The following is a 12,073-nucleotide window of genomic DNA, read 5'->3' on the forward strand; positions in this document are numbered from 1 at the left end:
CTCGATAGACGTAAAGAAGAAAATAATATTAATTAAAATAAAAGAAACAAAAATGGCTTTAGAAATTACAGACAGCTCATTCCAGGATACGGTTTTAAAATCTGACAAACCAGTTTTAGTTGACTTCTGGGCAGTATGGTGTGGGCCTTGCAGAACATTAGGACCAATCATCGAAGAAGTAGCTTCAGACTTTGAAGGAAAGGCAGTAGTAGGGAAAGTGGATGTAGACAACAACCAGGAAATTTCAATGCAGTATGGCATCAGAAATATTCCTACTGTTCTTATCTTTAAGAACGGAGAAGTAGTGGATAAATTAGTAGGTGTAGCTCCTAAAGAGGTAATCGCTGAAAAATTAAGCGCACACTTATAAAAAAATAAGTTTGATAATGAATGCCTTCCACCATTGGGAGGCTTTTTTTTTGAAAATAATTTGCAGGTAATAAAAAAAGGTGTAATTTTGCAACCACGAAAAAGAAACGAAGTTCTTTCACACAAAACAATGATCCGGTAGTTCAGCTGGTTAGAATGCCGCCCTGTCACGGCGGAGGTCGCGGGTTCGAGTCCCGTCCGGATCGCATAAAGTTTTTCAATTACTTTTTAAAAAATTGATCCGGTAGTTCAGCTGGTTAGAATGCCGCCCTGTCACGGCGGAGGTCGCGGGTTCGAGTCCCGTCCGGATCGCAAAAGTTTTTCTCAATTTCTTTTAAAAAAATTGATCCGGTAGTTCAGCTGGTTAGAATGCCGCCCTGTCACGGCGGAGGTCGCGGGTTCGAGTCCCGTCCGGATCGCAGAAGTTTTCTCAATTTCTTTTTAAAAAAATTGATCCGGTAGTTCAGCTGGTTAGAATGCCGCCCTGTCACGGCGGAGGTCGCGGGTTCGAGTCCCGTCCGGATCGCAACTACAATATCAAAGTAGTGCAAAAAGCTTTAAAACATATGTTTTAAAGCTTTTTTCGTTTTATGTCTATTCAAAGAAAGTTAAAAAAGCACAATTTGAAAGTGACCTATTCAGTGACCTGTTAAAATAGGTTTAAAAAGGTCACTGAAAATTCAACAAACCCTGTTCAGTAGCTAGTTCAGGAACTGAATATCTTGTGATAAGTTTTTGCTAAGATTAATTTTAAATCTCAAACCCTTTACGAAATGAACAAGACATTCAATTTACTTTTCTATGTAAAAAAAGCTAAAATCAATTCTTTAGGAGAGTCTCCTATTTACTTACGAATTACAATTGATGGCAAGATATTCGAGATAAGCACAAAACGTACAGTAAAGGCTTCAAAATGGAATTCTGCAATGCAGAAGGTTAGTGGCTCTTCTGAAGAATTTAGATCACTTAATTTTTATTTGAAAACTTTTGAGCAGAAAGTTTATGATGCCTATCACGAATTAATCAGAGATAAGGAAACAGTAACTTGTGAGACTCTTAAAAATAAGTTAGTTGGTAAAGGTAAATTGACCAGAATGCTCATTCCTATTTTTCAGGATCATAATGATCGAATGGAGAAACTGATTGAAAAAGAATTTGCACAAGGAACATTGACACGTTATAAAACATGTCTCAAACATACAAAAGATTTCTTGAAATGGAAATATAGTATTACCGACATTGAAATTAAAAAGATTGATTATGCTTTTCTAAATGATTTTGAATTTTTTTTAAGAACCGAGAGATCCTGCAACAATAATTCTGCTGTTAAGTATATTAAGAATTTTGGTAAGATTGTTCGTATTTGTCTTGCGAATGGATGGATAGAGCGAGACCCTTTTATGAACTATCATTCTAAGTTTAATGAAGTGACGAGAATGTTTCTTAATGAACAGGAAATTGAAGTGCTTTTTACCAAAGATTTTACAAATGAGAGATTGTCTTTGGTTAGAGATATTTTTCTGTTCAGCTGTTTCACCGGACTGGCGTACATTGATACCCAAAAACTAACATATCAAAATATCAATTTAGGTCTTGATGGCTCTCAATGGATTTATACCAAACGTCAGAAAACTAAAACTACTTCTAATATTCCCATACTTTCTCAAACAGAGAAAATTATTAAAAAATACAAAAATCATCCGGCTTGCCTTAATAGTGGAAAACTTCTGCCTATTCTTAGTAATCAAAAGATGAATGCCTATTTGAAAGAAATTGCAGATCTGTGCGGTATCAATAAGGAATTAACTTACCATATTGCACGCCACACTTTTGCAACAACCGTTACTTTATCTAACGGGGTCTCTATTGAAAGTGTAAGTAAAATGCTAGGTCATAAAAGTATTAAAACTACGCAGCATTATGCGAAGATATTAGATAGCAAAGTTAGTGAGGACATGATGTTACTTAAACAAAAATATCTTGACAAAAGAATGTAAAAAGATTTCTGAGATAATTAAATTATCAGACAAAGATAGTTGTATAGAGGATCTATATTCGAAGTTGATATGCCTTGTAAAGTAATGATACAGTTTTTTTAAAAAGATATTGAAATTTGTCTGTTAAGATTTCAAAAATGTCTTGAAGAAGACAAAACTTAAGTTCGACATCCTAAAAAAGCTGCTAGTCATCTTTTGTTAATAATCTTCATATATTTTTTATTTATATATCTTTCGATTTCCAAGAGAGATCGTAAGATTTGAATTTAGCAAAAAACATCCTAATATTTTTCCTGTAGGGAGTTGTGTGAGGTTAGCGGAGTATTTTTTATTGAAAAAGAAATCCAGCTTAATGATCAGAAAGAAAAACATTTTTTTCCAGAGATATCCTGTATTTATAAGTAAAGTTGTGAGAGATATAGCATCCTTCTTAGTGTCTAATAATTAGAAACAAAAGGAATGAGAGCTTCACATTCATTTATCACTGGATTTATGCGAGAAGATTGTCTTTAAAAGTTGTAAAGAAAAAATTTTAGAAAATTATTAATAATGTGTATGATTTTGTCTCAAAGATGGTAACAAGTTCAAAATATAATTTTATAAAAAATAGAAGTTATATCCTGATACCTTTTTTAAATATAATTTGTAAAAAGCTATTAAATCTTTTTGTATTTCAAATTTAATATCGTAATATTGCGATATTAAATAATTAAGTATGGGGCTTACAAAATCAGATATGTTTTCAGATGAACAAAATAAATTAGCTTCTTTGTTTAAAGTTTTTGGACATCCTGCAAGGGTAGCTATACTTCAATATATTATCAATCAAAAATCCTGCATTTGCAATGATTTGGTGGATAAATTAGGTTTGGCGCAAGCGACAATCTCGCAGCATTTAAAAGAGTTGAAATATATGGGTATTATACAGGGTACAATAGATGGAAAATCAGTTTGTTATTGTATAGAAGAAAAGAAATGGAAAGAGATACAAGAGTATTTCAATCAATTCTTTGAACAGGAAGTAAAAGTAAATCAATGCTGTTAAAGGCATTTTTTTACATTCCTTAATATCGTTATATTGCAATATTATGTATCGATTAAATTTGTATATAAAAAATAGAATTCCAAAGTATAGAAAAATATCATAATAAAATAGAAGATTTATGAAACTATCAGACATCAAAGAAATCTTACCAACATTAGATAATGTTGAATTTCAATTAGAGAACGGAATATTTGTACCAGAACACTTTCACGTTACAGAAGTGGGTGTAATTACAAAGAATTTCATCGATTGTGGTGGAACAATCAGAAATGAAAAAGTGGTCAACTTTCAATTATGGAATGCAGATGATTACGAGCATAGATTAAAGCCGACCAAACTATTAAACATCATCAAGTTATCTGAAGAAAAATTGGGAATGGAAGATGCTGAGATAGAAGTAGAATATCAAAGCGGAACAATTGGCAAGTACGATTTGGAGTTTAACGGGAAAACATTTGTACTAAAAAATAAAACGACTGCGTGTTTGGCTCAGGATGCTTGTGGCATTCCTTCAGAGAAACAAAAGAAAAATTTGACTGAATTATCTGTAAACAATTCAAACGCTTGTACGCCAGGAGGTGGTTGTTGTTAATATCTTAATAAGTAAAACAAAATTCAAAACATAAAAATCAATAAAAATGAAAATTGCATTATTCAGCGACATTCACGCCAATCTACCTGCCTTAGAAGCATTCTTTGAAGATGTAGAAAAAAGAAACCCCGACAGTATTTATTGCTTAGGCGATTTGGTAGGTTATAATATTTGGGCAAATGAAGTTGTAAACGAAATCCGTAAAAGGAAAATACCAACCATTGCAGGAAATTATGATTTTGGCATCGGGCGTATGAGCAACGATTGTGGATGTGCGTACAAAACAGACGGGGAAAAAGATAATGGGAAAATCTCTATTTCATTTACCAACTCTATTATGAAAGATGAAGAAAGAGCCTATTTGCGTACACTTCCTGTACATATCAAAGTAGAATTTCAATTGAATGAAGATAAGCTCAATTTATTATTAGTACACGGAAGTCCAAGAAAAATAAACGAATACTTATTTGAGGATAGGGAAGAAAAAAGTATGCTTAGGATAATGGAACAAGCTGATGCAGACGTTATGTGTTTTGGGCATACACACAAGCCATACCACCGTATTTTAAACTCCGGTATTGACGGACAAAATCATTTTAGACACGCCATAAATATAGGTTCAGTAGGTAAACCAAAAGACAGCGATGTAAGAGGTGGTTATGTAATGCTTACAATCAATGAAGATAGTTCAGTATTGGATAAAGACAGTATCAAAGTAGAATTTATACGCTTTGATTATGATATTGAAAAAGCAGCAAAAGCAATTGAAGAAAGCCCATTACCAAACGAATACGCAGAAAATTTAAGGAGAGGTTATTAATCTAAAAAATCAGAAAAATGGAATTTCCAAACGATTTAAAATATTCAAAAGAACATACGTGGATAAGCGTACAGGATAACATAGGTACAATAGGCATCACAGAATTTGCACAAAGTGAATTGGGCGAAATTGTGTATGCAGACTTATCGAATGTTGGATATAATTTTCAGCAGGATGAAGTATTCGGCTCTGTTGAAGCGGTTAAAACGGTCAGCGATTTATTTATGCCTGTATCGGGTAAAATCATTGAAACGAACGACATACTATTGAAAGTACCTACACTAATCAATGACAACCCTTATAAAGATGGTTGGTTGATAAAAATTGAAATCAAAGACCTTACAGAATTAGAAAACTTATTGACAGCAAACCAATATAAAGAACTTACAAATTAGCAACGCTATGCAACCAAAACTAAAATTTCTTGACCGTTACCTTACCTTATGGATATTCCTTGCAATGGCGGTAGGTATAGGATTGGGACATTTCTTTCCGGGTATCTCAAAAATTACAGATACCCTATCCGCAGGCACTACAAATATTCCGTTGGCAATAGGTTTAATACTGATGATGTACCCGCCATTGGCAAAAGTGGATTATTCATTATTGCCCCAAGCATTTAAGGATAAAAAAGTAATAGGGATATCATTATTGCTCAATTGGGTTATCGGTACAGTATTGATGTTCGGATTAGCGGTTTTGTTTTTACACAATGAACCCGATTATATGACAGGCTTGATACTGATAGGTTTGGCAAGATGTATCGCAATGGTAATCGTATGGAGCGACTTAGCTAAGGCAAGCAGGGAATATACAGCTATGTTAGTTGCATTAAACAGTATCTTTCAGATAATAAGTTACAATTTTTTAGTTTGGCTATTCATCAACGTGTTACCGAGTAAATTAGGATTGACAAATTTCAATGTAAGTGTATCAATGAAAGATGTTACAACAAGCGTATTGATATATTTAGGCATTCCATTCTTAGCAGGTTTTATAAGCCGTTATGCATTAGTAAAATCAAAAGGGATAGAATGGTATAACAGGAAATTTGTACCCAAAATATCGCCCATTACATTATATGCTTTACTGTTTACTATTGTTTTAATGTTCAGCTTGAAAGGCGATAAAATATTAGAGTTACCAATGGATGTAATAAAAGTAGCCATACCACTAATTATCTATTTTATACTAATGTTTTTCGTTAGTTTCTTTATCAATAAAGCCTTAAAAGTTCCTTACGACAAAAACGCATCCATCGCATTTACAGCCACAGGAAACAATTTTGAATTGGCTATAGCAGTAGCAATATCTATTTTCGGTATCCATTCCCCACAAGCATTTGTGGGAGTTATTGGACCGTTGGTAGAAGTTCCCGTCTTGATACTATTGGTAAAGGTAAGTTTGTGGTTAAACGTGAGATATAGTAAAAAAAAAATGAGTTAAATTTGAATAGTACAAAAAATTAAAGAGATATGTCATTATCTGATAGAAAAAATCATTGGGAAAAAAATATACAATACCAAAGCTTTGGAAGAAGTAAGCTGGTATCAGCCTACACCCGAAACGTCATTAGCATTTATTAAAGAATTCAATGTATCAAAAACGGCCAAAATAATTGATATTGGCGGAGGAGATAGTTTTTTTGTTGATCACTTGCTTGACTTGGGTTATCAGGACATTACAGTTTTAGACATATCAGAGACAGCACTTAGTAAAGCTAAGCAACGACTTGGCGAAAAGTCAAACCGTGTAAAATGGATAGTTGAAGATGCCGGTACATTTAAACCCACAGAACAATATGATTTTTGGCACGACAGGGCTGCTTTTCATTTTTTGACAGAGGATAATGAAATTGAAAGCTACATCGATACGGTTAAACAGAACATTAAACCAACAGGAATTTTGGTAATCGGGAGCTTTTCAGAACAAGGTCCGATAAAATGTAGTGGTATTGAAATCAAACAGTATTCTGAAAGTTCATTGGAAAGTCGCTTTAAGGAACATTTAAATAAAATAGAATGCTTTACCGTAGACCACAGAACACCTTTTAATACCAATCAGAACTTTGTGTTTTGCAGTTTTAGAAGAAAAAGATGAGTTGGAATAAAAATATCGATAAAAAAATGAAATGGCAGATCTTATCAAAGTTTCACCATTCATTTTAGTTTGTTGATATAGTAGACAGACAGCTTCACAGTATCATTAGTCAAAAATAAAACAGATGAAAAATCTACATTTGATTGTCGTTTGTTAATAGTTGCGAAATTTAAAAAGTTTATTAATAATAAGTTTTTGTTTTTCAAGAATTTTTATTTTAAAAGTTTTTAGAATATTTAGTTAAACTTTGAAAAATATATTTATATTTGTAAAGTGAGATTAGTTAAGTTCTTTTTAATTATTTATTTCATGGTGCTTGCCGTAGTGCCTTGTAGTGATATCCATGCGCAGTCTCCAAATAATTCTAAAGATTCTTACAGTACTATTAGCAATTCTGAAGATTCTCATTCTAAAGACAAAGGAGATATTTGTTCTCCATTATGTACCTGTAACTGTTGTCAGATAACAGTAGCATCTTCTAAAATAGAGCCTTTAATGCCTTTATCACAAAAGGTAACCGAATATTTCTCAAAAAAAATTCATTTTCAAAAAAATGATTTTGCTCATTTGGTGTATGACCAGATTTGGCAACCCCCTAAAATTTAATTTTTATTGATTTAATGTAAGACGTGTGTCTTTCATCATTTTGTCGTGGAAACTTTGCAATATCATTGCATCGTGTTTCCGCTCATCTTTGTCGTTCATAATTCATCCTTTTTTTTTGATGAAATGAGCTCGACATTCAATAAAATTTAAATCCAATGTTAGATAATATCATAAGATTTAGCATCAAAAATAAAATCATCATAGGCTTGATGACTTTGATGTTAGTCATTTGGGGTGCTTGGAGCGCCACAAAATTACCTATTGATGCCGTACCGGACATCACCAACAATCAGGTACAGATTATTACAGTTTGCCCGACGCTTGCAGGACAGGAAGTGGAGCAACTCGTTACTTTTCCAATCGAGCAAAGTATTGCCAATGTCCCAAATATTGAAGAAACAAGAAGTATTTCAAGGTTTGGGCTATCAGTTATTACCGTTGTTTTCAAAGAAGATGTAGACGTTTATTTTGCCCGTCAGTTAATCAGCGAACAATTAAAAAGAGCTGCCGAAGAAATTCCGAAAGGTGTGGGAACACCTGAAATGGCTCCTGTAAGTACAGGTTTGGGCGAAGTCTATCAATATATTCTTCACCCTAAAAAAGGCAGTGAGAAAAAATACAGCAGTAAGGAGCTAAGAACAATGCAGGACTGGATTGTCCGCAGACAGCTTAACGGAACTCCTGGTGTTGCGGAAATTAACAGCTTTGGAGGAGAGTTGAAACAGTATGAAGTTGCAGTAAATCCAAACCGTCTAAAAGCAATGGGAGTAAGTATTACAGATATATTTACTGCTTTAGAGAAAAACAATCAAAACACCGGAGGTGCTTATATTGATAAAAAGCCGAATGCCTATTTTATTCGTGGAATCGGAATCGTTACTTCGATTGAAGATGTAAAAAATATAGCTGTCAAAAATGAAACGGGTAGTGTTCCGATTTTCATTAAAGATGTAGCCAATGTTGGCTTAGGCCACGCAGTCCGTTATGGAGCTTTGACTTATAATGGCGAAGTAGATGCAGTGGGAGGTGTAATTATGATGCTGAAAGGCGCCAATAGTAATGAAGTCGTTCAAAGAGTTAAAGAAAAAATTCCTACCATTCAGAAATCGCTTCCGGCAGATGTTGTGATTGAGCCATTTTTGGACAGAACAGATCTGGTAGGAAGAGCAATCAGTACTGTAGAAAAAAACCTGATTGAAGGAGCATTGATCGTAATCTTTGTCTTGGTTATTTTCCTTGGAAATTTAAGAGCTGGTTTGATTGTAGCTTCAGCAATTCCCCTTTCATTGCTATTTGCTTTAGGAATGATGAATGTTTTTGGGGTAAGCGCCAACCTGATGAGTTTAGGAGCTATTGATTTTGGTTTGATTGTAGATGGTGCAGTGATTATTGTCGAAGCCACCCTTCATCATCTTGGAATGAGAAAAAGTATGAAGGTAATGACTCAAAATGAAATGGATGAAGAGGTTTTCCTTTCTGCGTCAAAGATTAGAAGCAGTGCTGCATTCGGAGAGATCATTATTTTAATCGTTTATATTCCGATTCTAACTTTAGTGGGTGTTGAAGGTAAAATGTTCACACCAATGGCTAAGACAGTAGGATTTGCAATTCTAGGAGCTTTTATTTTGTCACTGACTTATATTCCTATGATGAGCGCCTTAATCTTGTCAAAAAAGCCATCTCATAAAGAGACTTTCTCAGATAAGATGATGAACAGACTCCAAAAAATCTATCAGCCACTTCTGGAAAAAGCCCTGAAAATTAAATATTGGCTTGTAGGAGTGACAATTGCCATATTTGCCATTGCAGTTTTGATTTTTGGTAGAATGGGAGGAGAATTTATTCCTCAGTTACAAGAAGGAGATTTTGCTTTTCACTGTATTTTACCACAAGGAAGTTCTTTAAGTCAAAGTATAGAAACTTCTATGCAGGCTTCAAGAATTATCAAGCAATTCGATGAGGTAAAAATGGTTGTCGGAAAAACAGGAGCTGCAGAAGTCCCTACTGATCCTATGCCGCCGGAAGCCACGGATATGATTGTCGTACTAAAACCACAGGATGAGTGGAAAACCAAGAAATCTTATGAACAATTAGCCGACGAAATTTCTGAAAAACTGGAGACCATTCCAGGAGTTTTCTTTGAAAAAAACCAGCCAATCCAAATGCGTTTTAATGAACTAATGACCGGTATCAGACAGGACGTTGCGGTGAAGATATTTGGTGAGAATTTAGATTCATTGGCAATTTATGCAGATAAAACAGCAAAAGTTATTCAATCGGTTCAGGGAGCAACTTCCCCACAAATAGAACGTGTTAGTGGACTGCCGCAGATTAATGTAGAATACGACAGAACAAGAATGGCCAATTATGGACTGAATATTCAGGATGTCAACAGTGCTGTAAGTACTGCATTTGCGGGACAGGCAGCAGGACAGGTTTTCGAAAATGAAAGAAGATTCGATCTTGTTGTCCGTTTAGACAGTCTGAACAGAACTAATATCGATGATGTAAATAACCTGATGATCTCCACCAATTCCGGAGTGCAGGTTCCTCTTTCACAGGTGGCAAATGTCAGTTATAAATTAGGTCCCGCACAAATCAGTCGTGAGGCAGGAAAAAGAAGAATTGTTATCGGTTTCAATGTCAAAGGCAGAGATGTTGAAAGCGTTGTGGAAGATATTCAGAAAAAGCTGGATCAACAGGTTAAACTTCCGTCGGGATATTATTTCACCTATGGTGGTCAGTTTGAAAATCTAAAGGCGGCGAGCGCAAGGTTGATGATTGCTGTTCCTGTGTCGTTGCTACTGATCTTTATGCTTTTATATTTTACATTTCACTCTTTTAAACAGGCTGCGCTAATTTTTACAGCCATTCCAATGAGTGCTATTGGTGGTGTTTTCGCTTTAATATTAAGAGATATGCCATTCAGTATCAGTGCAGGAATTGGATTTATTGCTTTATTTGGAGTTGCGGTTTTGAACGGAATTGTTTTGATAGGCACTTTCAACCAACTGGAAAAAGAAGGCGAAACCGATATTCTAAAGCGCGTATTGGTAGGTACCAAAACGAGGTTGAGACCCGTTTTGATGACAGCGACGGTGGCTTCATTAGGATTTTTGCCAATGGCAATTTCTACGGGAGCAGGAGCAGAAGTTCAGAAACCACTGGCAACAGTTGTTATTGGAGGTTTGGTAACAGCTACATTCCTGACATTATTTGTATTGCCTATGCTTTATATTATTTTTAATACAAAAATCAACATAAAGAAAATAGGTAATAAATCAGTTGCAACACTTGTGATATTAGGATTCTTATTTTTAGGTCAGACTTTTAAAGCACAGCAGGGTAATCCGTTGAGTCTTGAGGAGGCTACCAAGATGGCGCTAACCAACAATAACCTGATGAAGTCAAAAGATCTGGATATTAAGGCCACGGAAGCATTATTGCCTACCGCCAAAGAACTTCCTAAAATGAATGCAGATATGCAATTGGGACAGTATAACTCGAAAAAGTTTGATCAAATGTTTTCCATTTCTCAGACAATTCCATTTCCCAGCTTATTTAAAGCCAAAAAAGACCTTATTAACGAGCAGGTGAAAGGTAAACAAATAAGTAAAGAGGTGTCTGCAAATGAACTCGCTAAACAGGTTAGAACATATTATTATCAGATTGAGTACTTGCAGTACAATCAGACAAAACTTCAAAACCTGGACAGCTTATATACCGATTTTATTAGAATTGCAACAGTTAGGTTTAAAGCGGGAGATGTTAAAAAAATTGAAATTAATACCGCTGAAACGCAGAAAGGAGAAATTAATCTGTTACTCAAACAAAATTGGGTGTATTTGATTAATGCTTACAAAAACCTAAAGGCACTTTTAAATACTTCTGAGGATTTTACCATATTATATGATGAGAATTATCATCCTCTGAAAGCGGATTATGTTCTGGACAGTACTGTTGTTGCAAGACATCCTACGGTAAGGGCTTTTTATCAGGATATGGAGATTGCTGAGAAAAACAAAAAGGTTGAAAAGTCCCTAGGTTTACCGGATTTCACAATAGGTTATACAAATCAGTCACTGATTGGTTTTCAGACTGTAAATGGAATGGATCAATATTTTAACGGAGGAAACAGATTTCATTCTGCAACAATTGGAGTTTCTATTCCATTAACTTTTGGTGCAACCAAGGCGAGAATTCGTTCACTGGATTATCAAAAGCAAATGGCGGAGTCCAATGCGAAGTTTCAGCAAAAACAATTGGAAGCACAGCTTGAAAATGCTTTGAACCAATATCAGCAAAATATAAAACAGTATGATTACTATGTCAATCAGGCTATTCCAAATGCTGAGAAGATTACAAAAGCAGGGCAGTTGGGATATAAAACAGGGGAAATATCATATGTGGAATATCTTTTTGCTTTGCAGACTTCTACCAATATTCAGTTGAAATATCTGCAATCCATTCAGCAGGTCAATGAATCTGTCATTATCATTAATTCAATAATCAATCAATAAAATGAAATGCCTGTAATGCTATTA

Annotated in this window: 10 protein-coding genes and 4 tRNA genes; all 14 read left to right on the forward strand. The window is 34.6% G+C overall.

Annotated elements, in window-relative coordinates; translation table 11 throughout:
- The first annotated feature begins 52 nt into the window (after nt 1–52).
- The 14 genes from trxA to EG339_RS11855 all read left to right on the forward strand — a co-directional run bounded on the left by trxA (nt 53) and on the right by EG339_RS11855 (nt 12,049).
- Entirely contained in the window at nt 53–370 is a 318-nt protein-coding gene (gene trxA, locus EG339_RS11790) for a thioredoxin (protein ID WP_027374941.1), read from the forward strand.
- Between the two features lie 131 nt (nt 371–501).
- Nucleotides 502–575: transfer RNA gene (locus tag EG339_RS11795), tRNA-Asp, on the forward strand.
- A 32-nt stretch (nt 576–607) separates the two neighbouring features.
- Nucleotides 608–681 (forward strand) — tRNA-Asp (locus EG339_RS11800).
- Nucleotides 682–714: 33 nt separating this feature from the next.
- Nucleotides 715–788: transfer RNA gene (locus EG339_RS11805), tRNA-Asp, on the forward strand.
- A 33-nt stretch (nt 789–821) separates the two neighbouring features.
- Nucleotides 822–895 (forward strand) — tRNA-Asp (locus EG339_RS11810).
- A gap of 247 nt (nt 896–1,142) precedes the next feature.
- Complete coding sequence (locus tag EG339_RS11815; protein WP_072996611.1) at nt 1,143–2,366, forward strand: site-specific integrase; 1,224 nt, start codon at nt 1,143–1,145, stop codon at nt 2,364–2,366.
- A 715-nt stretch (nt 2,367–3,081) separates the two neighbouring features.
- Complete coding sequence (locus EG339_RS11820; RefSeq protein WP_002981234.1) at nt 3,082–3,411, forward strand: ArsR/SmtB family transcription factor; 330 nt, start codon at nt 3,082–3,084, stop codon at nt 3,409–3,411.
- Between the two features lie 118 nt (nt 3,412–3,529).
- Complete coding sequence (locus EG339_RS11825; RefSeq protein WP_002981233.1) at nt 3,530–4,003, forward strand: DUF6428 family protein; 474 nt, start codon at nt 3,530–3,532, stop codon at nt 4,001–4,003.
- Between the two features lie 46 nt (nt 4,004–4,049).
- On the forward strand, nt 4,050–4,823 hold the full coding sequence (locus tag EG339_RS11830) for a metallophosphoesterase family protein (RefSeq protein WP_076553853.1): 774 nt from the start codon (nt 4,050–4,052) through the stop codon (nt 4,821–4,823).
- A gap of 17 nt (nt 4,824–4,840) precedes the next feature.
- Nucleotides 4,841–5,218, forward strand: coding sequence for a glycine cleavage system protein GcvH (gene gcvH, locus EG339_RS11835; protein ID WP_076553852.1), 378 nt, complete (start codon nt 4,841–4,843; stop codon nt 5,216–5,218).
- A 7-nt stretch (nt 5,219–5,225) separates the two neighbouring features.
- The gene (gene arsB, locus EG339_RS11840) at nt 5,226–6,269 is read left to right on the forward strand and encodes an ACR3 family arsenite efflux transporter (protein WP_076553851.1); all 1,044 of its coding nucleotides are present in this window, start codon (nt 5,226–5,228) and stop codon (nt 6,267–6,269) included.
- Between the two features lie 84 nt (nt 6,270–6,353).
- Nucleotides 6,354–6,923, forward strand: a complete 570-nt coding sequence (locus tag EG339_RS11845; RefSeq protein ID WP_425551480.1) for a class I SAM-dependent methyltransferase — start codon at nt 6,354–6,356, stop codon at nt 6,921–6,923.
- Nucleotides 6,924–7,196: 273 nt separating this feature from the next.
- The gene (locus tag EG339_RS11850; protein WP_228409064.1) at nt 7,197–7,529 is read left to right on the forward strand and encodes a DUF6660 family protein; all 333 of its coding nucleotides are present in this window, start codon (nt 7,197–7,199) and stop codon (nt 7,527–7,529) included.
- Between the two features lie 155 nt (nt 7,530–7,684).
- Nucleotides 7,685–12,049 carry a CusA/CzcA family heavy metal efflux RND transporter gene (locus tag EG339_RS11855; RefSeq protein ID WP_072996607.1) on the forward strand — a complete coding sequence of 1,455 codons (4,365 nt, stop codon included), beginning with the start codon at nt 7,685–7,687 and terminating at the stop codon, nt 12,047–12,049.
- Nucleotides 12,050–12,073 lie beyond the last annotated feature (24 nt).

Origin of the sequence: Chryseobacterium bernardetii (assembly GCF_003815975.1) — a bacterium.
GTDB classification, from domain to species: Bacteria; Bacteroidota; Bacteroidia; order Flavobacteriales; family Weeksellaceae; genus Chryseobacterium; species Chryseobacterium bernardetii.

Bases quoted from the DNA above. Each gene is read 5' to 3' on its own strand.
- trxA (WP_027374941.1), top strand. From the start codon at position 53: ATGGCTTTAGAAATTACAGACAGCTCATTCCAGGATACGGTTTTAAAA.
- EG339_RS11815 (WP_072996611.1), top strand. From the start codon at position 1,143: ATGAACAAGACATTCAATTTACTTTTCTATGTAAAAAAAGCTAAAATC.
- EG339_RS11820 (WP_002981234.1), top strand. From the start codon at position 3,082: ATGGGGCTTACAAAATCAGATATGTTTTCAGATGAACAAAATAAATTA.
- EG339_RS11825 (WP_002981233.1), top strand. From the start codon at position 3,530: ATGAAACTATCAGACATCAAAGAAATCTTACCAACATTAGATAATGTT.
- EG339_RS11830 (WP_076553853.1), top strand. From the start codon at position 4,050: ATGAAAATTGCATTATTCAGCGACATTCACGCCAATCTACCTGCCTTA.
- gcvH (WP_076553852.1), top strand. From the start codon at position 4,841: ATGGAATTTCCAAACGATTTAAAATATTCAAAAGAACATACGTGGATA.
- arsB (WP_076553851.1), top strand. From the start codon at position 5,226: ATGCAACCAAAACTAAAATTTCTTGACCGTTACCTTACCTTATGGATA.
- EG339_RS11855 (WP_072996607.1), top strand. From the start codon at position 7,685: ATGTTAGATAATATCATAAGATTTAGCATCAAAAATAAAATCATCATA.